The sequence below is a fragment of the Pseudonocardia xishanensis genome (genome assembly GCF_039541715.1).
GTDB classification, from domain to species: Bacteria; Actinomycetota; Actinomycetes; order Mycobacteriales; family Pseudonocardiaceae; genus Pseudonocardia; species Pseudonocardia xishanensis.
This window is the reverse complement of the sequence record NZ_BAABGT010000053.1, coordinates 73,233-95,561: the sequence shown is the minus strand read 5'-3', so window position 1 is coordinate 95,561 and position 22,329 is coordinate 73,233. Positions and strand designations below refer to the sequence as shown.

Genomic DNA, 22,329 nt, shown 5'->3' with positions numbered 1-22,329 from the left:
GCATCCGGCTACCCCTGGACCGGGGCCGCACCCACCGCGGCGAACAGGTCGCCGTCGAGGTAGTTCGTCCAGTCGGCAGCGGTCAGGCCGTGTCCGCCGGAGCGCAGGTGGTAGCTCATCGCGGGTCCCCGGAAGCCCTGGTCCGCGGCCGGGGGCCACGCGGTCGACGCCAGGCCGGTGTCGCCCAGCCCGTACAGCGCGTACACCGGGGCGGCGGCCCGGTAGGCCAGGAACTCGCCCTCCGGGTCGGCGTTGGCGTCCTCGGTGGCGCTCCCGACGACGACCCTGCGGGGCGCCATCAGCGCCAGCAGCTGGTGCTGGTCGACGGGAAGCTCGTCCACCCGGTCCCCGTAGGCCCGGTAGACGGGCGGGAACCAGTGGGGGAACGCCCGGGTGAGCTGGGCGACGCTCTCGCCGCCTTCCCCGCCGCCGCTGCGGCGCGCGAGCGCGGTGCCGGTCGAACCGGCGTCGTTCGCGACCGCCGCCGCGAACCGGGTGTCCTGCGCCCCCGCCCAGAGCGCCGCCTTGCCGCTGCGGGAGTGGCCGAGGACGGCGACCTTCGCGGCATCGACGTCCGGGTCGGTCTCCAGGTAGTCCATGACCCGGCTCGCGCCCCAGGCCCAGGCGCTGATCGCCCGACCCGCGTCCGCGGGCAGCTCCTCGCCCGCGGGGTGGAAGAGATCGATGACCCCGTCGCGGTAGTCGCCGCCGTCCGGCGCGAGGTCATCGGTCCGCAGCGCGACGAAGGCGTAGCCGGCCTTCACGATCGTCGACACCGGCGCGTAGTCCGACGACCGTGCGGGGTCCTCGTCCACGGCGCCGCGATGGTCGATCATCAGGAACGTGCCCGCGGGGCGCGCCGCGGGCAGGAACAGCGGGACCTCGATCCTCCTCGTCCCCCGGGGACCGGTGAGCGTGATGGTCACGATCTTCCGCCGCACACCCCCGACCTCGGACTGCGCGACCCCGAAGGTCTGCGCGGTCGGCGCGGGCAGGCTCCGCCCGTAGACGTTCTCCTGGAAGGCCTCCAGCAGCTCGGCGCGTCGGACGCCCTCCCAGTCCGCCACCGTGGTGACGGCGCCACCGTCGTCGCGGCGCAACGGATTCGGGTAGTCGACCCCGTCGATGGCGACCGTCTCCGGGGCCGGTGCGGCGAGCGCCTGGCCCTGCAGCGCGACTCCCCCGCCCGCGCACAGCGCCACGACCACCGCTACTGACCCCAGGCGTCTGGTGACGGTACGCAGTGGGCGGGAGTGACGGATGGTGCCCACGGGGCGAATCTACGCAGTTCGCGTGACGCCGCAACCACGGTCGGCGCACGCACGTCGATCGGACGACCCCCGTCCGGCTGACGCTGCGTCCTCACGCTTCGTCGAGGGACGCGATCTGCGCGGCGAACTCGGCCCGCAGCCGGTCCTTGCGGTCCGGCGGCAGCCAGGCCGCCTCCACGCCCGCCAGCGCGATCCGGGCCCCGTCCTCGGCACCGAACCCCATGGCGGGCAACGCCTCCGCGTACTCCCGCCCGATGTCGGTGCGGAAGAAGGTGGGGTCGTCCGTGCTCAGCGTGACGTTCAGGCCTGCCCGGATCATCCGCGCCACCGGATGCTCCGGGGTCATTTCCCACCCGGAGAGGACCTGCGTCGAGTACGGCGTGCAGGTGAACGGGATCTGCAGCTCCCGGGCGACCTCGACGACGGCCGGATCGTCCATCACGTGGTAGCCGTGGTCGATGCGGGCGCAGCCCAGCTGCTCGATCGCGATGGTGACCGCCTCGGCCGTCGAGCCCGGGATCTCGGCCACGTGCGCGGTCCGGTTGAGCCCGTGCCGCGAGGCGAGGGCGTACGCCTCGGTCCACAGCTCGGGGGACTCCGTGTTCTCCGGCGTCAGGTAGTCCTGCCCGATCCCGACGACCTCGGGGCGGCCGTCGTCGAGCACCGTGCGGACCAGCGCGACGGCGTCCTCGGGCGGGCGGTGCCGGGCGACCGCCGGGATGATCCCGAACCCCACGCCGAAGTCCCGCTCGGCCGCCGCGAGCCCGGCGACCATCGCGTCGAGCACCTCAGTGTACGGGATCGGGAAGAGGTCGGCGTTGACGAAGTACTCCCGGTACCGCAGGTTGCCCGCGGCGACCGCGTCCTCGACGGACTCGTAGGCCACCCGCTCGAACACGCCCTTGTCGGTGAACACGTGGTTCGCGGCCTCGAAGGCCACCAGGAAGTCCACGATGTTGTCGTAGCCGAACAGGACCTCCGGGTCGTAGGAGGGCAGCGGCACCTCCTTCTCCCGGGCCAGCTCGATCAGCGTCGCAGGCCGGATGGTGGCCACGAAGTGGCAGTGCAGCTCGACCTTGGGCAGGCGTCGCAGGTAGTCGGGGAGGTCCAACGGTGACTCCTCAGATCAGGGTGCAGACGGTCTTGAGCTCCTGGTGGGCGGCTGGCCGGGGGCGCCGTTCTCGGAGCCCCGGCCCGAGATCCCGTGCCCGCCTTGACCAGCTCCGGGGCGAAGTACGAATGGCAGTTGACCCAGGCCGTGCCCGCCCGCAGCGCCTGCGCGGCCGGCTCCGCGGTGCTCAGGTCCCGGGTCCAGACGCTCGCGGCCAGCCCGTACCGGGTGTCGTTCGCCGGGGCGAGTGCCTCGTCCAGCGAGTCGAGCGGGACGAGCCCGGCGACCGGCCGCAGATCTCCTCGCGCACGAGCCGCGAGTCCGGCTCCGCCCCGACGACCACGGTCGGCCGGACGAACGCCCCCTCCGCGCGACCGCCGGTGAGCACAGCCGGGTGAACCGGTCCGCCGCCCCGCGCACCAGGTCGCGCCCGACCGCCGTCGATCATGCCCTGGAACTCCCCGCTGCTCATGGCTCGGCGAGCGTCCGGGCCCGGCTGCTCTGGCAGGGACCAGGCGGGGAAGGCGCGGCGGGCGGCCGTGACCGCGGCGTCGACCTCGGCGGGCCCCGCCGGCGAGACCTCGCGGAGCACCGCACCGGTGGCCGGGTCGGACGTCTCGAAGCGAGCGCCGGACCAGATCCACTTCCCGCCGACCAGCAGCGTCTCACCACCGTCTCGGGTCACACCGACTCCTTCACGAGGTCCGCGGCGCGCTCGGCGACCGCGATCACCGGCGCGTTGGTGTTGCAGGAGGGCAGGCTGGGGAAGACGCTCGCGTCGACCACCCGCAGCCCGTCCACACCGTGCACCCGCAGCTCCCGGTCCAGGACCGGCCCCATCGCCGCAGTGCCCGCCACGTGGAAGAACGTCGAGGTCGCGAGCCGGACGAACGCCTCCCGCTCCGCCGCGCCGAGCCTGCGTTCCGGGGCGGCCGGGCCCGCGCTCACCGCCCGCAGCGCCCGCGTCTCCCCCAGCTCCTGGATGAACTCGACGCCCGCGCAGAGTGCAGCCACATCCGCCGGATCGGCCACCAGGTTCGGCTGGATCCGCAGGGGCGCAGCGGGATCGGCGGAGGTGAGCCGCACCGAACCGAGACTTCGGGCACGCATCAGCCCGGGCGAGACCGCGAAGACCGGCGGATCGAGCCGGTACCGCGCGGCGACCTCGGGCGTCGCGTGGGAACCCTGCACCACGAAGGCGTGCAGGTCCGGCCGGTCGGCGCCGGGGCCGCACCAGTTGAGCATCGCGCCCCCGCCGGTGCCGCGGACCGGACCGAGCGGCTCGCGGGCACGGAAGGTCATCCCGGTGACCAGCGGATGGTCGGCCAGCCGCTCCCCGACCGGCAGGTCCGCCCGCACTCCGATCCCGAGGTCCCGCAGGTGGTCCGCAGGCCCGATGCCGGCGAGCATGAGCAGCCGCGGCGTCTCCAGCGCGCCCGGACAGAGGATCACCTCACGCTCGACGCGCAGCACAGCCGAGGCCCGTGGGGCACGAGCGCCGTGGTCGATCCGGTACCGGGCGCCGACGCAGCGCTCCCCCGCGAACTCCAGCCCCGTCACGACCGCTCCGCAGCGGATCTCCAGGTTGGGCCGGTCGGCGACGGGCGCGAGGTACCCGTCCGCGGCGCCGTGCCTGCGGCCCGCGCACACGGTGAACTCGGGGACCGTCGCTCCGGCGTTCGAGGCGCCGTTGGCGTCCGCGATCAGCGGCAGGCCCCGCTCCGCGGCTCCGTCCAGCACCGCGAGCGCGACCGGGTGCGGATCGGCCTCGCGCTCGACGTGCATCGGCCCACCGCGCCCCCGCCACTCGTCACCCCCGCTCGCACAGTCCTCCGACCTGCGGAAGTACGGCAGCAGGGAGGCGAAGTCCCAGCCCTCGCCCCAGGCGTCGTAGTCGGCCGGATGGCCGCGGTACCAGAGCATCGCGTTGGTGGCGCTGCTTCCGCCCAGCACACGACCGCGCGGGATCGGGATGTGCCGGTGCAGCGTCGGCGCGGCAGGCTCGTAGGCGTGCCCCCAGTCCAACGGACCGCCGATCAGCTCGGTCCAGCGCGCCGGGTCGCGCACCGCGGCGCCACCCTCCGCGGGCCCCGCCTCCAGGAGCACGACGCGCACGGACGGGTCGTCGGACAGCCTGCGGGCGAGCACGCAGCCCGCGCTGCCGCCCCCGATCACCAGGTAGTCAGTTGTGCTCACTGGGCCCCATGATCACGATGCCCTCCGACTCCTCGACGTGCCGGACGAACACGTACTTGTCCTCCCGGCCGTCGCTGTGCTTGCGCGTGATCCCGGGCTCGACCTCGCCGGACACCTTCGCCACCACCACGTACGGCACGGTCGCCGCGAGCCCGGCCGCGCAGTGCGCGGCGAACTCCTCCACGGTCCGGGCGGTGTGCGCCTCGGTCACCCCGGCGCCACGGGCGATCGCGGCGAGGTCGACGCGGCCGGAGGCGGTGTGCGTGGGCGGGCCGCCGATCGACTGGTAGCGCTCGTTGTCCCAGACGGCCACGAACAGGTTCGCGGGCTGCTCGTTGCCCAGAGTCGCGAGGATCCCGAGGTTGAACAGCAACCCCCCGTCGGTGTCGAGGGACACGATCCGCCGGTGCGGCAGCCCGACCGCGAGCCCGAACGCCTCCGGTGTCACGCAGCCCAGCTGCTGCTGGAACAGGCTGGCCGCCCGCATGTGCGGGGCGGCGGTGTACCACTCGTCGACGCTGCCGCCCAGGGACAGGACCACCAGCTCGTCGGACAGCAGCCCCGCGAGCTCGACCATGCAGTCGTACCGCTTCATCGGACGATTCCCCCGCCCAGCGCGACCGCGGAGTGGTAGTAGCTCGCGTAGGCCAGCTCGTAGGCATCCACGATGGACCGGGCGATCTCGGACTCCTCCCGGACCACCCGGTACGGGATGCGCAGCGCGTCCAGCACCGGCTCCATGGTGACCCCGTGCGGGACGGCCCACCAGTTGTTCTCACCCATCTCGCCGCGGTAGCTCATCAGCATGACGACCGGGATCCCGGCGCCGAGGCCCATCCGCGCCAACGGTTCCACCGAGGCGCGCAGCCCCGAGTTCTCCATGACGAGCACCGCCCGCCTCCCGGACAGGAAGACCCCGCCGCAGATCGCGGCACCCTCGCCCTCGTTCGTCACCCGGATCGTGCGCAGGTCCGGATCGGCGTCCATCGCGGGATAGAGCGGCTTGAACAGCGAGTCGGGGAGGTAGCAGGCCACGCTCACCCCCGCCCGCTTCAACCCGGCGAGCACCTCGCCCACCGCCGAATCGTGCATCTCGCGCTCCTTACACCTGGAAGAACCGACCGAGTCCCATGCCGCGCAGCGCCCGTCGGTAGGCGACGGAGCTGCGGTCCGCGGCGATGTTGACCTCGATCCGGGGGTCGAACGGCAGGTTCTCCGGGCGCTGGGCCTCCACGATGGCCCGGTCCTCGGCGAACACCCGCAGGTTGAACGCCTCCACCTCGGCGACGGTCTGCTGCGTGAAGACGTCCTTGGCCACCAGGCAGAACAGCCGGGTGGACCGGGCGCTCACCGGGGTCGCGGCGTTCAACAGACCCAGCCTGCCGCCGTCCGGGAAGTGGACGACGAGCGTGGGGGTGAAGGGCAGGTGCATCTCGAACGCGCGCAGCCAGGACGCCCCCGGGAACGGGTTCTCCACCCCGGCCGCGTAGTTGGCGACGGTCGACCGGTAGTGCACGCGGAACCCGGTCGGAGTCGGCACCGGCCGGTAGGGCGGCACCTCGGTGTCCGCGGGGTCGGCGAACGTCGCGGTGTGGACGAAGGCGAAGTGGCCGACGTCGAGGAAACCCTCCACCTGTCGGCCCGCGAACGCGGCGATGTCGAAGGGTGGCAGGGTCACGCACTGGAAGCCCGGGGCGTCCCAGTTCGGCATCGGCGGGATGCCGGGCTCCCCGGTGGGCCGCAGGCAGGTCCAGACCAGCCCGTACCGCTCGACGACGGGGTACGTGCGCAGGTGCAGGCGCTCCGGGATCCGTGCCGCGGGATCGGCCGGGACCCGCACGCAGCGCCCGCCCACCCCGAACCGAAGGCCGTGATAGGCGCAGGTCAGCGCCTCGCCGTCGGTCGTGCCCATGGTCAGCGGGACCCCGCGGTGCGGGCACAGCTCGTCCGCGACGACGATCTCCGCGCCCGCCCGGTAGACCACCAGCGGCGCGTCCAGCAGCGTGGCGGCGACGGGGCCGCGCCCGAGGTCCGCGGTCCGGGCGACGGCGTACCAGTACCCGGTGAGGATGTGCCGGTCCGCGGGGTCGAACGTGCTCTCCATCGGCCCTCCTCCCGGGACGCGTTGCGGCGCGGAGACGGCCCTCGCACCCGCCACCGGAAGGGGGTCCTCCTCCGCAGGGGAGCTGCGGATCGTTCACCGGCACCGCCGGACGGACGGACACCACCGTCGTGGTGGCTTGTTGCGGGCGGATCCCGCGCCGGTTACAGGTCGATGAAGCAACCCTCGAGGTCGGTCCCCAGCCCGCGGCCGATGCGCCGCAGGAGTGGGCCGGGGGCGGACAGGCAGCGCTCCGGATCGAGGTCGGCCAGCGCGATCGCCCCGGTGAGCCCCGCGTGCGCCAGCACGTCGGGGTCGAGGTCGCAGCGTCCACACACGGCGATGGCCGGCACGCGGGCGGCACGGGCTGCCGCCGCCACCCCGGCGGGGGCCTTGCCGTGCAACGTCTGCGCGTCCAGGGCGCCCTCCCCGGTGACGACGAGGGAGGCGCCGCGGAGGTGCTCGGCGAACCCCACGAGGTCGAGCACCACCTCGATCCCGGGCCGACGGCGGGCACCGAGCACCGTCAATGCCGCGAATCCGACCCCGCCCGCGGCCCCCGCCCCGGGTACGGCGGCGGAACGCGCCCCGACACTCGCCCGCGTCACCGGGACCTCGGCCTGCGACAGCCCCGGCGCCCGGGCGACGAGCGACGCGAACCTCGTCAGACCCGCGTCCAGCAGCGCGACCTCGCGCGGACCCGCACCCTTCTGCGGCCCGTAGACCGCGGCGGCGCCGTGCGGGCCGAGGAGTGGGTTGTCGACGTCGCAGGCCAGCACGATCTCGACCTCGGCCAGGCGCGGGTCCAGCCCGCGAAGGTCGACGTCCGCGGCGTCCCGCAGTGCACCGCCGCCGTCCGGGAGGTCCTCGCCGTCCGCGTCGACGATCCGCGCGCCGAGGGCGGCGAGCAGGCCCGCTCCCCCGTCGGTGCAGGCACTGCCGCCGAGGCCCAGGATGATCCGCCGAGCCCCCGCGTCGAGGGCGGCGGCGAGCAGCTCACCGGTCCCGCGACTGCCGGCGCGCAACGGGTCCGGGTCCGCGAGCGCGAGCCCCGAGGCCGCGGCCAGCTCCACGACGGCGGTCCCGCCCCGCAGTCCGAACGCCGTGTCCACCGGCTTCCCCGTCGGTCCGCTCGCCGTGACCGGGATCCGCCGGAAGCCGGCGGCGAGGGCGGCCTCCAGCGTGCCCTCGCCGCCGTCGGCCACCGGCAGCTCGACGGCCCCGTGCCCGGCGTCCCGCAGCCCGGCCACCAGGTGCCCGGCGACCTCGGCCGCGGTGAGCGTGCCCTTGAACTTGTCCGGCGCGACGAGGACTCTCACGGGAGCGGGATGGTGGCGGTCGGTGCGTGCTCCCGGGTCGTCGCGAGCTCCTCGAACTCCACGACCGCGTCCAGCTCCTGCCCCATCGAGATGTTCGTGACCCGCTCCAGCACGACCTCGACGACGACCGGGACCCGGTGCAGCCGAACCAGCTCCCGCGCCCGGGCGAACGCAGCGGGCAGGTCGGCCGGGTCCGTCACGCGGATCGCGTTGCAGCCCAGCCCCTCCGCGACCTTCACGTGGTCCACGCCGTACTTGTCCAGCTCCGGGCTGTGGATGTTGTCGAAGCCGAGCTGCACGCAGTAGTCCATGTCGAACCCGCGCTGCGCCTGGCGGATCAGCCCCAGGTAGGAGTTGTTCACCACGACGTGGATGTAGGGCAGCGTGAACTGCGCCCCGACCGCCAGCTCCTCGATCATGAACTGGAAGTCGTAGTCGCCCGACAGGGCGACGACGGTGGCGTCCGGATCCGCGACCCGCACGCCCAGCGCGGCCGGGACGGTCCAGCCCAGCGGGCCCGCCTGGCCGCAGTTGATCCAGTGCCGCGGCCGCTGGACGTGCAGGAACTGCGCGCCCGCGATCTGGCTCAGCCCGATCGTGCTGACATAGCGGGTGTCCGGTCCGAACGCCTTGTTCATCTCCTCGTAGACCCGGTGCGGCTTGATGGGGACGTCGTCGAAGTGGGTCCGGCGCTGCAGCGACCCCTTGCGCTCGACGCACTCCCGGACCCACGCGCCGCGCTCCGGCAGGGTCCGCTCCCGGGCGGCCTCGAGGGCGCGGCGCAGGAACGCGCCCGCATCGGAGGTGACCCCGTAGTCCGGCGCGAACACCCGCCCGATCTGGGTCGGCTCGATGTCCACGTGCACGAACCGCCGCCCGCGCCGGTAGACCTCCAGCCCGCCGGTGTGCCGGTTCGCCCACCGGTTCCCGATCCCCAGCACCAGGTCCGACGCGAGCAGGGTGGCGTTGCCGTACCGATGCGCGGTCTGGATCCCGGCCATCCCCGCCATCAGCGGGTGGTCGTCCGGGATCGCGCCCCACCCCATCAACGTCGGGATGACCGGGATGTCGAGCAGCTCCGCGAACGCGACGAGCTCCGCGCAGGCGTCGGCGTTGACGATCCCGCCACCGGCGACGATGACCGGTCGCTCGGCGCCCTCCAGCAGGTCCAGGACCCGGTCGACCTGGGCACGCGTGGCCTCCGGCCGGTGCACCGGCAGCGGCGCGTAGGTCTCCGGATCGAAGTCGATCTCGGCCTGCTGGACGTCGATGGGCAGGTCCAGCAGCACCGGTCCCGGCCTGCCGGACCGCATGAGATGGAAGGCCTGCGCGACCGCGCCCGGGACCTGGGCGGGCTCGCGGACCGTCATGGCCAGCTTGGTGACGGGCGCGGCGATCGCCGCGATGTCGACCGCCTGGAAGTCCTCCTTGTGCAGCCGCGCGACCGGCGCCTGCCCGGTGATCGCCAGGATCGGGATCGAGTCCGCCATCGCCGAGTACAGCCCGGTGATCATGTCGGTGCCTGCGGGCCCGGAGGTCCCGACGCAGACGCCGATGTTGCCCGCCTCGGCGCGGGTGTAGCCCTCGGCCATGTGGGAGGCACCCTCGACGTGCCGGGCGAGGACGTGGGTCAGCGTGCCGTCGCGGCGGACGGCGTCGTAGAAGGGGTTGATCGCGGCGCCCGGCAGGCCGAAGAGGTGGGTGACGCCCTCCGCCTTCAGGATCGCGACGGCGGCGTCGACGGCGCGCATCCTCATGCGGTTGCCCTCCCCGAGAGTTCCTCGACCTGCTTCAGCAGCGCGCTGTGGTCCAGCCCGCCGTGTCCCTGCGCCCGCAGCGAGGCCACGAGCTGTGCCACGTGGGCACCCAGCGGGATCGCGACGCCCGCCTCCCGCGCCGCCGTCGTCACGATGCCCATGTCCTTGTGGTGCAGGTCGATCCGGAAGCCGGGGGCGAAGGTGCGGGCCCGCATGCCTGCGCCCTTGCGGGCCAGCACGGTGCTGCCCGCGAGACCACCCTGGAGCACCGCGAGCGCGGACTCGGTGTCCACGTCGTGGGCCTCCAGGAACACCAGCGCCTCGGCGACGAGCTGGATGTTCCCGGCCACGATGAGCTGGTTGGCGGCCTTCACCGTCTGCCCCGAGCCCGCCGGGCCGACGTGCACGACGGTCCTCCCCACCGTCTCGAGCAGGGGCCGCGCCGCCTCGACGTCCTCGGCGGCACCGCCGACCATGATCGACAGTGCGGCCTCGACCGCCGCGGGCTCGCCCCCGCTGACCGGGGCGTCGACCGGACGGATCCCGCGCTCGCGCTCGGCCTCGGCGATCCGGCGCGCGACGTCCGGGCGGATGGTCGAGCAGTCGATGTGCAGGGTGCCGGGCTTCGCGTTCGCCAGGATGCCGTCGTCCCCTCGATCGGAACCGAAGACGAGGCTCTCGACGTCCGGGCTGTCCGGGACCATGGTGATCACGACGTCCGCCTCGCGGACCGCGTCGGCGGTGTCGGTGGCGGCGCGCCCACCGCGCTCGACCAGGACGTCGACGGCGAGCCGGGACAGGTTGTGGCCCACGACGTCGTGGCCTGCGTCGACGAGGTGGCCCGCCATGGGACCGCCCATGATGCCGAGGCCGATGAAGGCGATGGTCTGCTGACTCATGCGGTGACCTTTCGGGTGGGGATGTACTCCAGCGCGATCCGGCCGGTGTAGCCGGCCCTGTCCAGCGCGTCGAGCACGTGGGGGAAGTCGATCCCGCCGGTACCGGGCTCGTGGCGACCCGGGGCGTCGGCGAGCTGAACGTGGGCGATGCGATCGGCGTACCGGGTGATGGCGGCGTCGAGGTCGTCGCCGTTGACGGCGAGGTGGTAGGCGTCGAACAGCAGCCCGAGGCTCCGCCCGATCGTCGGGCCTGCGAGCTCGCCCGCGTGCGCTCCGACCCGGTCGAGCACGGCCACGGCGTCCGCGGCGGTGCGCAGCGGGTAGCGCTCGGCGCCGCTCAGCGGCTCCAGCGCCACCGTGGCGCCGATGCGGCCCGCCTCCTCGGCGGCGTGGGCCAGGTTCTCGTCGGCGACGTCGTCCTGACCGGAGGCGCCGTCGATCCGGTTGCCGTACAGGGCGTTGAAGACCTCGATGCCGAGCCGCTCGCCCAGGGCGACGGCCACGGCCACCGAGTCGCGGAACTCCTGCTCCCGCCCGGGCCAGGACACGAGCCCGCGGTCCCCGGCGGGCATGTCGCCCCCGGTGAAGTTGAGGCCGCGCAGCCCCACCCCGGAGTCCTCGATCGAGCGGGCGAAGCGGTCCACCTCGGCGTCCGACGGTGAGGCCGACTCGAACGGCCACCAGAACTCGACCTCGGTGAAGCCCGCCGCGGCCGCGGCGGCGGCCCGCTCGAGGACCGGCACGTCGGGCAGACAGAGCGAACAGTTGAGCACGTACACGGTTCCTCCGATGCGAAGGGGGTCAGCGGGCTGCGCGGAAGCGTGCACCCAGGGTCTCGCGGCCCGCGTCGGTGGGGGCGCCCCAGAGGCGTACTCGGGACAGTCCGCCGTCGGGGTGGATGTCGAGGCGGACCCCGGTCACCGGGGGCGCCTCGCTCAGCACGAGGCGGTGCACGGTGTCCGGCTCCAGAGGGGTCTCCACGAGGGTCCGGCCGCCGCCGCTCAGGGTGGCCGACGCCGGGGCGTTGTGCAGGAAGTACCGCGTGTCCAGCTCGACGACCGCGATCCGCGACTCCACGGCGAGGCCGATCTCGACCCAGTCGTTGCCGGTGCCGCGGCGGCGGGCGGTCTCCCAGCCCTCCCCCATCGACCGGGCGGGGCCGGGGAGCAGCAGGTGGTGCGGCTCGCTGTAGAAGCGGTTCGACACGTCCCGGATGTGGCCGCCGTTCTCGACGGCGGCGAGGTCGACGGTGCCGAGCGCTCCGACGAGCGCGGGGTCGGGCAGTGCCTCGCCGAACACCCGGAGGCGGGCGACCCCGCCGTCCGGCACGATGCGCAGCCGGACCTCGGTCACCCGGCGGTCGCACCGGACGTCGAAGGCGTTCTCGCTGTCGCCCTTCAGGTCCGACAGCGGGACCAGGGCGAACCAGTCCCCGTCCGCACGTCCGTCGACGGCGGCCTGCGGCGGGTAGTTGCCGGTGAACCAGGTCGTATCGACCACGATCCGCCGGACGATCCCGGCCGCGCCGAGCCGGACCACGGCCTCGTCGTGCCCCGGCGAGCGCCGACGGCGGGTCTCCCAGCCGTCGTAGACCTTGCCGCGGTGGCCGAACGTGGTCGGGTCGAACTCCGGCGACCCGGGGACGATCAGGTTCTCCTTGGCGGCGAACGACTCGTCGGTCGCGGAGACCACGGAACCGCCGACCGTGCGCAGGGCGAGATCCGGGTGCATCAGGTGTCTCCTCGTCTGATCAGCCGTCCGTGGGGCCGATCGGGGTCGATCCGCGTGCCGCGCAGCCAGGTGCCGCGGACGGCGCCGTGCAGCGTGCGACCGGCGTACGGGGTGGTGGGGTGACGGTGGGCGAGGGCGCCCACCGTGACGGTCTCGTCCGGGGCGACCACCGCGAGATCGGCCGCGGCACCGACCGCGATGCGACCCTTGTGGCCCAGCCCGACCAGGTCCGCGGGTGCGGTCGCCATCCGCTCGACGACGGCCGCGAGCGACCAGCCGCGACGCCGGGCCTCGGTCCACACGACCGGCAGCCCGATCTGCAGGGACGCGATCCCGCCCCACGCCGAGCCGAAGTCCCCGGTGCCCTTGAGCTCGGGGGTCGCGGGCGAGTGGTCGCTGACGACCATGTCGATCACCCCGTCGGCCAGGCCCCGCCAGAGCAGGTCCCGGTTGGCCTCCTCGCGGACCGGCGGGCAGCACTTGAAACGGGTGTCGCCGTCCGGCACCTCCTCGGCGGTGAGCGCGAGGTAGTGCGGGCAGGTCTCCACGGTGACCCGGACGCCATCGGCGCGGGCCTCCGCCAGCAGCGGTACCGCCCTCGCGGACGAGAGGTGGACGATGTGCACCCGGCCACCGGTCTCCCGGGCGGCCGCCAGCACCCGCGCGATGGCCGAGTCCTCCGCCTCCGCGGGGCGCGACGCCAGGAAGTCCGTGTACCGGGTGCCGTGGGCCTCTGCGATGAACGCCGCGTCCTCGGCGTGCGCGAGCAGCACCCCGTCGCCGAGGGCGCGCAGGGCCCCCCGGGGGTCGGGCAGCGGCGGGAACTCCGGCACCCCGCTGTCGAGGAGGAAGCACTTGGCGCCGAACGCCCCCGCCGCGAGCAGACCGGGTAGCTCGGACTCGTTGCCGGGCACCGCTCCGCCCCAGAACCCCACGTCCACACTGCACTGTCCGTCCGCCGCCTTGCGCTTGATGTCGAGCGAGTCGGCGTCGAGCGTCGGGGGCAGCGAGTTCAGCGGCATGTCGACGATCGTGGTGACGCCCCCGGCCGCGGCCGCCCGGGTGGCGGAGGCGAAGCCCTCCCACTCGGTTCGACCGGGCTCGTTGACGTGCACATGGGTGTCGACCAGGCCCGGGATCAGCACCTCGTCGGGGGCCAGGCGGACCTCGGCGGCGTCCAGGGCGGCGTCGCCCGGCAGGATCGCCGCGATCCGCTCCCCCTCGACCAACACCGCGGCCTGCCGCTCCGACCCGCCGACCACCGCCCGTCCGCGGAAGACGGTCCTCACGACCGGTACCTCCGCCAGGAGGCGAGCTCCGAGATGTCGGTGCGGGGGGCGGGGTGGTCGGCCCGGAGCACCATGGCCAGCGACCCGGACCCGTCGGCCAGCTCGACGACGCCGAGCTCCAGCCCGTCCGGCTCACCCGGCAGCAGCACCTCCCGGAGCTGGGCGTAGGAGAGGTCGTAGACCTCGCCCTCCACCGCGCACGAGCCGCCGTCCTCGAGGGCCGGGTAGCGCCCGTCGACGGCGTGGAAGCGGTAGCGGGGCGCGGTGGTCGTCCGGGCGAGCAGTGGGGCGTCGCCCACGAGGTGGTGGTCGGCTCCGCCGGACATGGCGGTGCCGTTCAGGAACATGCGGGGCACTGCTGCTCCGATCAGAAGAGGATGTGCTCCGGGCGGACGGGGACGCGGCGCAGGGGCTTGCCGGTGGCCGCGCGGATGGCCGCCGCGACCGCCGGGCCCGAGGAGATGGTGGGGGGCTCGCCCACGCCGCGGACGCCGTAGGGGGCGTGCGGGTCGGCGTACTCCAGCACCGTCACCTGCATCGGCGGCATGTCGAGGATGGTCGGGATGAGGTAGTCGGTGAACGACGGGTTCTGCACGATCCCGTCCCGCACCACGATCTCCTCCATCAGCGCCAGGCCCATGCCCTGGGCGCTGCCGCCCTGGATCTGCCCGACGACGGCGTCCGGGTTCAGCGCCCGACCCACGTCCTGCGCGGTGTCCAGCGCGACGACCTTGACCAGACCGAGCTCGACGTCCACGTCGACCACGGCGCGGTGGGCGGAGAAGGCGTACTGGACGTGGGCGGTGCCCTGGCCGGTCTCCGGGTCGATCGGGAAGGTCGGGCGGTGGTGCCACTCGACGGTCTCCTCGACGGGCTCGGTCAGCACCTCCACGAGCGAGGCCACGACCTCGCCGGAGTCGGCGACGACCTTCTCGCCGTCCAGCCGCAACCCGGTGCGCCCCAGCGCCTCCGACGCGCGGGCGAGCACGGTCGCGCGCACCGCCTCGCACGCCGCCTGCACGGCGCCGCCGGTGACGTAGGTCTGGCGGGAGGCCGACGTCGAGCCGCCGGAGCCGACGGTCGTGTCCTTGGGGTGCACCACGACCTGCTCCACGCCCAGCTCGGTGCGGCAGATCTGCTGCTCGATGGTGATCAGCCCCTGCCCCACCTCCGCGGCCGCGGTGTGCACGGTCGCGACGGGCTCGCCGTGGACCGCCTCGAGCCGCACCCGGGCGGTGGAGTAGTCGTCGAAGCCCTCGGAGAACCCGACGTTCTTGTACGTCACGGCGTACCCGATCCCGCGCCGGACGCCCTCGCCGTGCGTCGTGTTCGACACCCCGCCGGGGAGCTCGCGGATGTCCCTGTCGACGACCGGGTCGGCGGGCAGGGGCAGGTCGCGCACCGTCCGGATCAGCTCGGCGACGGGCGCCGCGGAGTCGATCACCTGGCCGGTGATGTTGTGGTCGCCCTCGACCATGCCGTTGAGCGCCCGGATCTCCACCCGGTCCCGGCCGACTCGGTCGGCCAGCTCGTCCATCAGCGCCTCGTGCGCGAACGCGGCCTGCACGCAGCCGAAACCGCGCATGGCGCCGCACGGCGGGTTGTTCGTGTACACCCCGCGGGCGTCGACGTGGACGCTCGGGATCCGGTACGGACCCAGCCCCAGGGTGCCCCCGTTGCCGACGACCGCGCTGGTCGACGAGGCGTAGGCACCGCCGTCGAAGAGGATGTCCGCCTTGGCGTAGACGAGCTCGCCGGTCTCCTGCGCCCCGAACTCGTAGCGCAGCCACGCCGGGTGGCGGTGGACGTGCCCGAAGAACGACTCGTCCCGGGCGTAGCTCATCTTCACCGGCTTGCCGGTGTGCAGCGCGAGCAGGCAGGCGTGGACGTGCATCGACAGGTCCTCGCGGCCGCCGAACGCGCCGCCGACCCCGGCGAGGGTCAGCCGCACCCGCTCCGGGGGCAGCCCGAGCACCCGGCAGACCTGGCTCTGGTCGACGTGTAGCCACTGGGTGGCGACGAACAGGTCCACGCCGCCCTCGCCGTCCGGCACCGCGAGCCCGGACTCCGGGCCGAGGAAGGCCTGGTCCTGCATGCCGACCTCGAAGTCCAGCGCGACGACGACGGGCGCCGTCGGCGACGGGTCGCCGCGGCGGATCCTCAGGTCCCGCACCAGGTTGTCGTGCGAGGCGTGCACCCACGGGGCGTCCGGCTCCAGCGCGCGGCAGGGGTCGGTCACCGCGGGGAGGACCTCGTAGTCCACGACGATCCGCTTCGCGGCCCGGCGCGCGGTCTCCGGGTGGTCCGCCGCGACCAGCGCGACGGGTTCGCCCTGGTAGCGGACCACGCCGTCGGCCAGGGCGGGGGTGTCCAGGTGCTCCAGACCGACGGCGTTCTCACCCGGCACGTCCGCGGCGGTGAGCACCGCGGACACGCCGGGGACGCACAGCGCCTCGGTGATGTCGATCGAGCGGATCCGGGCGCTCGGGTGCGGGCTGCGCAGCGTGACGCCCCAGACCATGTCGTCGTGCCACAGGTCGGAGGAGTAGGCGAACTCGCCGGTGACCTTCAAGGTGCCGTCGGGGCGGAGCGGGGAGTCGCCGATCCGGCCCTGCGTCCGCGTTTCGGTCGAGGTCATGACGCCTTCTCCAACAGGGTGCGGTGGACGCGGGCGCACTCGCGCGCCACGGCCTCGGTGTCCACGGTGGTCATCCGGTCCTGCTCGACGACCGGCCGCCCGTCGACCAGCAACAGCTCCAGTGGCGGCGGTGAGCCGAGCACGAGTGCGGCGACGGGGTCGGCGACGTCGGCGTGGCCGAGCCCGTCGAGCCCCCACAGGGCCAGGTCGGCCAGCTTCCCCACCTCGATCGACCCGATCTCGGACTCCCGCCCGAGCACCCGGGCCCCGCCGATCGTGGCCAGCTCGAGAGCGTCCCGGACGGTCAGCGCGGTGGGGCCGCCGACGGCGCGGGCGAAGAGCACCGCGTGCCGGACCTCCTCCAGCAGGCTCCCCGCCTCGTTGCTCGCGGCACCGTCGACGCCGAGCCCGATCCGGGCGCCCGCGTCCCGCAGGTCGCGGGTGCGGGCGATGCCCGCCCCCAGCCGGGCGTTCGACGACGGGCAGTGCGCCACCCCGGTCCGGGTCGCGCCGATCCGCTTCACGGCGGCATCGTCGAAGTGGATCCCGTGGGCGAACCAGACGTCCTCGCCCGTCCAGCCCAGGGACTCCACGTAGTCCAGCGGCGAGCAGCCGAAGCGCTCGCGGCAGAACTCGTCCTCGTCGAGGGTCTCGGCGAGGTGGGTGTGCAGCCGGACACCGCGGCGTCGGGCCAGCTCGGCGGACTCGCGCATGAGGTCACCCGTCACCGAGAACGGCGAGCACGGGGCCAACGCGACCTGCAGCATCGAGCCCGGGGAGGGGTCGTGCCAGCGGTCGATCGCGGCCTCGGACGCGGCCATCACCGCGTCCCGGTCCTCGACGACGTGGTCGGGCGGGAGCCCGCCGTCCCTGCGCCCCAGGTCCATCGAGCCGCGGCACGGGTGGAAGCGCAGGCCGACCTCGGCCGCGGCGCGGATCTCGGCGGCGAAGACGTCCCCGCCCTCGCGCGGGAAGACGTAGTGGTGGTCCGTGCTGGTGGTGCAGCCGGTGAGCGCCAGCTGCGAGAGCGCGCCGGTGGCTCCGGCGTGCACGGAGTGCTCGTCGATGCCGGCCCACACCGGGTAGAGCGTGGTGAGCCACTCGAAGAGCGTGTGGTCGACGGCGAGGCCGCGGGTGACCCACTGGTAGAGGTGGTTGTGCGTGTTGACGAAGCCGGGGGTGAGCAGGCCGCCGCGGGCGTCGACCACCCGATGGCCCTCGCGGTCCGCAGCGGGCCCGGGGCCGACCGCCGTGATCCGGTTGCCCTCGACGACGACGTGTCCGCCCGCGATCTCCGCGCCGGTCACCGTCACGACGTGGGCGTTCTCGATGATCATCGGTTCGCCGCCGCCGTCCGCACCGCGTCCAGGATCTTCTCGTACCCGGTGCACCGGCAGAGGTTGCCCGCCAACGCCTCTCGGATCTCCGGGTCGGTCGGGTCCGGGTTGCGCTCCAGCAGGTCCTTCGTGGACATCAGGAAGCCGGGGGTGCAGAAGCCGCACTGCACGGCGCCCTTCTCCACGAAGGCCTGCTGGACCGGGTCGAGCTCCTCCCCGGCGAGGCCCTCCACGGTCGTCACCTCGCGGCCCTGGGCCTGACCGGCCGCGACCAGGCAGGCGCACACCGGGGTGCCGTCCAGGTAGACCGTGCAGGAGCCGCACTCCCCCTGTTCGCAGGCGTTCTTGGAGCCGGGCAGGCCCAGCCGCTCCCGCAGGGCGTAGAGCAGGCTCTCGCCCTCCCACACGTCGTCCGCCTCGCGGCGGGTGCCGTTGACGGTCAGCTCGATCCTCATGCGGCGCTCCGGTTCTCGTCGCGGTAGGCGTCCCAGGCCCAGGTCGCGGTGCGACGGGCCATCACGGACAGGGCGTGGCTGCGGTAGGCGGCCGAGCCGCGGACGTCGTCGATGGGCGCGGCGGCGTCCCGCACGCGGCGACCGAACTCGGCGGCCAACGCGACGGGCAGCGGGCCGCGGGAGTCCCAGAGCCCGGCGGCCTCCAGCTCGCCCGCCAGGAAGGCGGCGGCCTCGGGGGCGGGACGCGGGGTGGGCGCGGCGGAGCCGATGCCCACCCCCACCACACGGCGGTCCGGGTGCAGCGCGAACCCGAACGCGGACACCGCGATCACCATCGCGTTGCGGGTGCCGATCTTGGAGAACTGCTGCGGGCCGCGCGGCGGCGTGACCAGGACGGCGGAGATCAGCTCGTCCGGCTCCAGCACGCTGCGCTTGACGCCGGTGAAGAACTCGGCGACCGGCACCGTGCGCGTGCCGCGCACCGAGGCGATCTCGACGGAGGCGAACGCGGCCAGCAGCGCCGGGTGCGAGTCCCCCGCGGGCGAGGCAGCGCCGAGGTTCCCGCCGACCGTGCCGCGGTTGCGGATCTGCGGGGAGCCCACCGTCCGGGCGGCCATCGCCAGACCGGGGAGCAGCGAGCCCAGCTCGTCGATCACCCGGACGTACGGGACGCCCGCGCCGAGCCGGACGCGGCCCTCGTCGAGCGACCACTGCCGCAGCTCCGGGACCCGGTTCAGGTCCAGCAGGGCGGGCGGGCGTCGGTGGTCGAAGTTGAGCTCCACCATGACGTCGGTGCCACCCGCGATCGCGACCGCGGCGGGATGCGCGGCCTTCGCCTCGAGGGCCTCTGCCCAGGAGGTCGGCGCCAGGAAGTCCATGTGAGGAGTACAGCCCCGTCGGGCCGCGGCCAGCAGTCTCCGCCCCGACGAACCCATGGCTCTCGAGCCGGGGGCGGTTGTACGTTCCTCCAATGCTGCTGCGGGACCTGGTCGGACGGGCCGACCTCCGGCTCCGGCTGCTCCACGGCGACGAGGCCGCCCTCGACCGCCCGGTGCGCTGGGTCTACACCACCGACCTGCCCGATCCCGGGCGTTACCTGTCCGGTGGCGAGCTGGTGATCAGCGGCCTCGTGTTCCGCACGTCGGAGGCCGACACCGAGCGGTTCGTCGCCGCGCTGGCGAAGGCGGGGGTCGCGGCGTTCGCAGCCGGGGCGGCGGTGTTCCACGGCATCCCGGACGACGTCGTCGAGGCCTGCCGCCGCCACGACGTCCCGTTGGTGGAGGTGCCCGAGGAGGTGTCGTTCGGCGCGGTCACCGAGTACGTCGTGGGCTCGGTGACCGCCGCGCGCGGGGAGCGGCTGGCCGTCAGCCTCGGCAGGCAGCGGCAGCTGCTGGCGGCCGTCGCGGGCGGGGCGGGGCTAGACGAGCTCGCCGCCCGGGTCGGGGCCGAGATCGGCCGGACGTGCCGGGTGCTGTCCGCGACCGGGCGGCTGCTCGCGGGCGGGCCGCTGCCGGAGCGCGAGCTCGGCGAGGCGGTGCGCACGTTCCTGACCGCCGAGCGGTTGCCTGCGGCCACCGGGCACGCGAGCGACGGCGCGCGGGGACAACGCGGGAACCCGGCGGGCGCGGAGGCCGGGGCGGCGCAGCGGGCCGAGCCGGTGCGGACCGTGTTCCCGGTGGGGCCGTCGTCGGAACTGCGGGCCACCTCGTGGTTCGTCGCCGTCGACGGTCCGCCCCCCGAGGGCGACCGCGCGGAGGCCGTGGGCGAGCTCGTCGCGGTGGCCGCGCTGGACCGCGCCCGGCGCGGGGAGGGGCTGCGGGTGGCGCGGGACATCGCGGACGACGCGATCGCGCTGGTCGCGGAGGGGGCGGGCGAGCGCCCGGAGCTGCCGGTGCGGCTGCGTCAGGCGGGGCTGGACCCGTCCGCGGCGCACGCCGTCGTGGTCGCGGCCTTCGAGGGGCGGGGCCGGGCCGAGACCGCTCGGTCGGTGCTGGTGGACGCCGCGGCGCACCTCGGACCGCCGGTCGTCGGGACGCTCGAGGGCCACGCCGTCGCGCTCGTGCCGGGTGACCCCGCGCTGCTCGACCGGGCGCTGGCGCGGATCGCGCCGGGCCTGTCCGGAGAGCGGTTGACCGTGGGGGTCAGCAGGCCCGCCTTCGCCGCGGCGCTCGCCGGGGCGCTGCAGGAGGCGCAGCACGCGCGGTCCCTCGCGGCGCAGCGCCCCGGTCCGCTGCAGGTGGTCACCGCGACCGAGGTGACCTCGCACGTCGCGCTGCTCGCGGCGGTGCCCGACGAGATCCGGCGGACCTTCGCCGACCGCGTCCTCGCCCCGGTCCTGGCCTACGACACCCGCAACGACGCCGGTCTGCTGGAGACGCTGGAGGCCTTCCTGGACTGCTCGGGCAGCTGGAGCCGGGCCGCGGAGCGCCTCCACCTGCACGTCAACACGGTGCGGTACCGCATCGGCCGGGTGGAGGAGCTGACCGGCCGCAGCCTCGCGCACTTCCCCGACCGGGTCGACGTGTTCCTCGCGCTCAAGTCCCGCTGACGGGGTCCCCGGTGCGCAGCACCCCGGGGCGTCGCACCGTGGCGTAGACGCCGGCGCAGGGCAGCACGCCGAACCCGGTCACCTCGACGCGGTTGCGGTCCGCCGGGCCGCGCAGCGCGTGCGGCGCCCGGCCGAGCCCGCCGTGCTCGAGGGTGGGGACGGAGCAGCGGGGCGTCGGCAGCGTGACGCCGAGCTCGACCTCACCGATCCGCAGCGAGCCGCCGAGCCAGTCGTTCTCGGCGAAGGGCGGGAAGCCGGACGGGGTCGTGATCACGACGTTCGGCCGGTAGCGCAGGGCCTCGACCCCGAGCGCGTCGAGCGTCGCGGTGGTGACCAGGTGGAGCGGGGAGTGGTCGACGAACCGACCGCCCGGGGTGCCCTGCGCGATCTCCAGGATCGGCGCGTCCAGCTCGGCGTCCAGCCCTTCGGCCAGCACCGCCTCGGGGTCCGGGCGCTCCACGGACGCGCCGTCCGCCCGCTGCGCCGCCATCACGACGGTGCGGCCGAGGTAGGCGGACAGCGCCGCGTCCACCTGGTCCGCGGCGTGCTGGGTCCCGTCCGGCAACCGGACCCGCACACCGTCCTCCGAGGAGACCGCGCGGCACTGCAGCAGACCGCGCCACCAGCGCGGCTGCTTGGCCGTGGCGACCCGCCCGGTCGTGGGGTCGACCAGGGCGAGCGCGCGGTCGCCGACGGCGCCGTGGCCGTCCAGGACCAGCTCCGCGAGGTCCTCCCCGAGCATCGACTTGACCGGATAGCGATGCAGGGAGGCGACCACCCCGACGTCGGAGAGCATGGCCGCAGCATCGCACAGCGCCGGGCGGGCCGGAGTCTCAGTCGCGGACGACCGTGGCCCGGATGAGGCCGTAGGGGCGGTCGGCGGCGTGGAAGACCTCGTTCGGGTTCTCCAGGCCGAACGGGCTCAGGTCGACCGCGAAGTGGTGCTTGTTCGGCGCGGCCAGCGAGACCTCGGTGATCTCCGGGTGCGCCTCCAGGACCGCCCTGCCCATCTCCCACAGCGTCTGCTGGAGCGCGAGCGAGTGCACGCTCGCGAAGCGCTCCAGCAGGATCGCCCGGACGTCCGACCAGGACTTGTCCCAGTCCACGTCGGTGCCCGCGTAGGTCCAGGTCGCCACGAGGGACGTCGACATGATCCGGTCGTGGGTCTCCTGCAGGGTCGTGTAGCCATCCCGCAGGAAGCCCGCGAACTCGGAGCCGGTGGACTTGAGCAGCACCAGGTCCTCGAGGCCGGAGACGACGGTCTCCCCCGCCGCGGAGACCTCGACGACGGTCGTGCGGATCTCCGACTCCCGCCGCACCCAGGAGTGGTCTCCGCCGCCTTCCACGGGGATCCGCTCCCACGTGTGCTCGTCCACCTCGACGCGGGCACCCTCCACGGGCTCCACATCGGACACGAAGTGGCGGGCCAGGGTCAGCGCGTAGTCCTCGATCTCGCGCAGCCCGTGCTCCTTCGCATAGGCGTACACGGTGTTCTTCTGCGTGTCGGTCGGCAGCACCCGGGACTGGTCCCCCGCCAGGTGCGCGGCGGTGAAGTCCCCGCGCAGCGCGGTCGAGACGGTGACGTCCCGGATCTCGTGCCGGGGCGTGTCCCGGTGGATGCGCACCACCCGGTTCTCGGCCTTGCCGTAGTCGTTCGTGCCCAGCTTGATGCCCATG

General features: G+C 74.2%; 22 protein-coding genes. 1 reads left to right on the top strand and 21 read right to left on the bottom strand.

Translation table 11 applies throughout. The features are described 5' to 3' along the window. Window positions 1-8 precede the first annotated feature (8 nt). From ABD993_RS19615 to ABD993_RS19530, 19 genes are all read right to left on the bottom strand, one after another. The gene (locus tag ABD993_RS19615) at window positions 9-1,271 is read right to left on the bottom strand and encodes a glucuronyl esterase domain-containing protein (RefSeq protein ID WP_345420284.1); all 1,263 of its coding nucleotides are present in this window, start codon (window positions 1,269-1,271) and stop codon (window positions 9-11) included. Window positions 1,272-1,362: 91 nt separating this feature from the next. Further along, window positions 1,363-2,382: an adenosine deaminase family protein gene (locus ABD993_RS19610; protein ID WP_345420281.1), complete on the bottom strand. Its 1,020-nt coding sequence runs from the start codon at window positions 2,380-2,382 to the stop codon at window positions 1,363-1,365. Beyond that, on the bottom strand, window positions 2,298-2,642 hold the full coding sequence (locus ABD993_RS36815; RefSeq protein ID WP_425569059.1) for an aldehyde dehydrogenase family protein: 345 nt from the start codon (window positions 2,640-2,642) through the stop codon (window positions 2,298-2,300). The genes ABD993_RS19610 and ABD993_RS36815 overlap by 85 nt, the downstream gene beginning before the upstream one ends. Next, on the bottom strand, window positions 2,570-3,067 hold the full coding sequence (locus ABD993_RS19605) for an aldehyde dehydrogenase family protein (protein ID WP_345420278.1): 498 nt from the start codon (window positions 3,065-3,067) through the stop codon (window positions 2,570-2,572). Before ABD993_RS19605 ends, ABD993_RS36815 begins: the two co-directional genes overlap by 73 nt. Further along, window positions 3,064-4,578, bottom strand: a complete 1,515-nt coding sequence (locus ABD993_RS19600; RefSeq protein WP_345420275.1) for a GMC family oxidoreductase — start codon at window positions 4,576-4,578, stop codon at window positions 3,064-3,066. The genes ABD993_RS19605 and ABD993_RS19600 overlap by 4 nt, the downstream gene beginning before the upstream one ends. Then, on the bottom strand, window positions 4,565-5,173 hold the full coding sequence (locus ABD993_RS19595) for a thiamine pyrophosphate-dependent enzyme (protein WP_345420272.1): 609 nt from the start codon (window positions 5,171-5,173) through the stop codon (window positions 4,565-4,567). Before ABD993_RS19595 ends, ABD993_RS19600 begins: the two co-directional genes overlap by 14 nt. Continuing rightward, window positions 5,170-5,670: a thiamine pyrophosphate-binding protein gene (locus tag ABD993_RS19590; RefSeq protein ID WP_345420269.1), complete on the bottom strand. Its 501-nt coding sequence runs from the start codon at window positions 5,668-5,670 to the stop codon at window positions 5,170-5,172. Before ABD993_RS19590 ends, ABD993_RS19595 begins: the two co-directional genes overlap by 4 nt. A 10-nt stretch (window positions 5,671-5,680) precedes the next feature. Further along, on the bottom strand, window positions 5,681-6,682 hold the full coding sequence (locus tag ABD993_RS19585) for a Rieske 2Fe-2S domain-containing protein (RefSeq protein ID WP_345420266.1): 1,002 nt from the start codon (window positions 6,680-6,682) through the stop codon (window positions 5,681-5,683). 161 nt (window positions 6,683-6,843) lie between these two features. Next, entirely contained in the window at window positions 6,844-7,998 is a 1,155-nt protein-coding gene (locus tag ABD993_RS19580) for a glycerate kinase (protein WP_345420263.1), read from the bottom strand. Then, window positions 7,995-9,755 (bottom strand): glyoxylate carboligase, encoded by a 1,761-nt coding sequence (gcl, locus tag ABD993_RS19575; protein ID WP_345420260.1) that lies wholly within the window; start codon window positions 9,753-9,755, stop codon window positions 7,995-7,997. The genes ABD993_RS19580 and gcl overlap by 4 nt, the downstream gene beginning before the upstream one ends. Further along, window positions 9,752-10,654: a 2-hydroxy-3-oxopropionate reductase gene (locus ABD993_RS19570; protein WP_345420257.1), complete on the bottom strand. Its 903-nt coding sequence runs from the start codon at window positions 10,652-10,654 to the stop codon at window positions 9,752-9,754. The genes gcl and ABD993_RS19570 overlap by 4 nt, the downstream gene beginning before the upstream one ends. Continuing rightward, on the bottom strand, window positions 10,651-11,433 hold the full coding sequence (locus ABD993_RS19565) for a hydroxypyruvate isomerase family protein (RefSeq protein WP_345420254.1): 783 nt from the start codon (window positions 11,431-11,433) through the stop codon (window positions 10,651-10,653). The genes ABD993_RS19570 and ABD993_RS19565 overlap by 4 nt, the downstream gene beginning before the upstream one ends. Before the next feature lie 22 nt (window positions 11,434-11,455). Next, window positions 11,456-12,385, bottom strand: a complete 930-nt coding sequence (gene alc / locus ABD993_RS19560; protein WP_345420251.1) for an allantoicase — start codon at window positions 12,383-12,385, stop codon at window positions 11,456-11,458. Continuing rightward, a complete protein-coding gene (allB, locus tag ABD993_RS19555; RefSeq protein WP_345420248.1) occupies window positions 12,385-13,674 on the bottom strand; it encodes an allantoinase AllB in 1,290 nt (429 codons plus the stop codon). Before allB ends, alc begins: the two co-directional genes overlap by 1 nt. Next, window positions 13,671-14,021, bottom strand: coding sequence for an allophanate hydrolase-related protein (locus ABD993_RS19550; protein ID WP_345420491.1), 351 nt, complete (start codon window positions 14,019-14,021; stop codon window positions 13,671-13,673). Before ABD993_RS19550 ends, allB begins: the two co-directional genes overlap by 4 nt. A gap of 20 nt (window positions 14,022-14,041) precedes the next feature. Further along, window positions 14,042-16,312: a xanthine dehydrogenase subunit D gene (gene pucD, locus ABD993_RS19545; protein WP_345420245.1), complete on the bottom strand. Its 2,271-nt coding sequence runs from the start codon at window positions 16,310-16,312 to the stop codon at window positions 14,042-14,044. Further along, window positions 16,309-17,649, bottom strand: coding sequence for an 8-oxoguanine deaminase (locus ABD993_RS19540; RefSeq protein WP_345420242.1), 1,341 nt, complete (start codon window positions 17,647-17,649; stop codon window positions 16,309-16,311). Before ABD993_RS19540 ends, pucD begins: the two co-directional genes overlap by 4 nt. After that, a complete protein-coding gene (locus tag ABD993_RS19535; protein ID WP_345420239.1) occupies window positions 17,646-18,104 on the bottom strand; it encodes a (2Fe-2S)-binding protein in 459 nt (152 codons plus the stop codon). Before ABD993_RS19535 ends, ABD993_RS19540 begins: the two co-directional genes overlap by 4 nt. After that, window positions 18,101-18,982 (bottom strand): FAD binding domain-containing protein, encoded by an 882-nt coding sequence (locus ABD993_RS19530; protein ID WP_345420236.1) that lies wholly within the window; start codon window positions 18,980-18,982, stop codon window positions 18,101-18,103. The genes ABD993_RS19535 and ABD993_RS19530 overlap by 4 nt, the downstream gene beginning before the upstream one ends. 92 nt (window positions 18,983-19,074) lie before the next feature. Here ABD993_RS19530 and ABD993_RS19525 point away from each other — a divergent pair, with 92 nt between their 5' ends. After that, window positions 19,075-20,652, top strand: a complete 1,578-nt coding sequence (locus tag ABD993_RS19525; RefSeq protein WP_345420233.1) for a PucR family transcriptional regulator — start codon at window positions 19,075-19,077, stop codon at window positions 20,650-20,652. On the opposite strand, the gene ABD993_RS19520 is transcribed toward ABD993_RS19525, so the two are convergent. Next, entirely contained in the window at window positions 20,639-21,448 is an 810-nt protein-coding gene (locus ABD993_RS19520; protein WP_345420230.1) for an MOSC domain-containing protein, read from the bottom strand. The genes ABD993_RS19525 and ABD993_RS19520 overlap by 14 nt on opposite strands. A gap of 37 nt (window positions 21,449-21,485) precedes the next feature. Continuing rightward, window positions 21,486-22,328 carry a factor-independent urate hydroxylase gene (gene pucL / locus ABD993_RS19515; RefSeq protein ID WP_345420227.1) on the bottom strand — a complete coding sequence of 281 codons (843 nt, stop codon included), beginning with the start codon at window positions 22,326-22,328 and terminating at the stop codon, window positions 21,486-21,488. Window position 22,329: the final 1 nt, after the last annotated feature.

Bases quoted from the DNA above. Each gene is read 5' to 3' on its own strand.
- ABD993_RS19595 (WP_345420272.1), bottom strand. From the start codon at position 5,173: ATGAAGCGGTACGACTGCATGGTCGAGCTCGCGGGGCTGCTGTCCGAC.
- ABD993_RS19590 (WP_345420269.1), bottom strand. From the start codon at position 5,670: ATGCACGATTCGGCGGTGGGCGAGGTGCTCGCCGGGTTGAAGCGGGCG.
- ABD993_RS19585 (WP_345420266.1), bottom strand. From the start codon at position 6,682: ATGGAGAGCACGTTCGACCCCGCGGACCGGCACATCCTCACCGGGTAC.
- gcl (WP_345420260.1), bottom strand. From the start codon at position 9,755: ATGAGGATGCGCGCCGTCGACGCCGCCGTCGCGATCCTGAAGGCGGAG.
- ABD993_RS19570 (WP_345420257.1), bottom strand. From the start codon at position 10,654: ATGAGTCAGCAGACCATCGCCTTCATCGGCCTCGGCATCATGGGCGGT.
- alc (WP_345420251.1), bottom strand. From the start codon at position 12,385: ATGCACCCGGATCTCGCCCTGCGCACGGTCGGCGGTTCCGTGGTCTCC.
- ABD993_RS19550 (WP_345420491.1), bottom strand. From the start codon at position 14,021: ATGTTCCTGAACGGCACCGCCATGTCCGGCGGAGCCGACCACCACCTC.
- pucD (WP_345420245.1), bottom strand. From the start codon at position 16,312: ATGACCTCGACCGAAACGCGGACGCAGGGCCGGATCGGCGACTCCCCG.
- ABD993_RS19540 (WP_345420242.1), bottom strand. From the start codon at position 17,649: ATGATCATCGAGAACGCCCACGTCGTGACGGTGACCGGCGCGGAGATC.
- ABD993_RS19535 (WP_345420239.1), bottom strand. From the start codon at position 18,104: ATGAGGATCGAGCTGACCGTCAACGGCACCCGCCGCGAGGCGGACGAC.
- ABD993_RS19530 (WP_345420236.1), bottom strand. From the start codon at position 18,982: ATGGACTTCCTGGCGCCGACCTCCTGGGCAGAGGCCCTCGAGGCGAAG.
- ABD993_RS19525 (WP_345420233.1), top strand. From the start codon at position 19,075: ATGCTGCTGCGGGACCTGGTCGGACGGGCCGACCTCCGGCTCCGGCTG.
- ABD993_RS19520 (WP_345420230.1), bottom strand. From the start codon at position 21,448: ATGCTCTCCGACGTCGGGGTGGTCGCCTCCCTGCATCGCTATCCGGTC.
- pucL (WP_345420227.1), bottom strand. From the start codon at position 22,328: ATGGGCATCAAGCTGGGCACGAACGACTACGGCAAGGCCGAGAACCGG.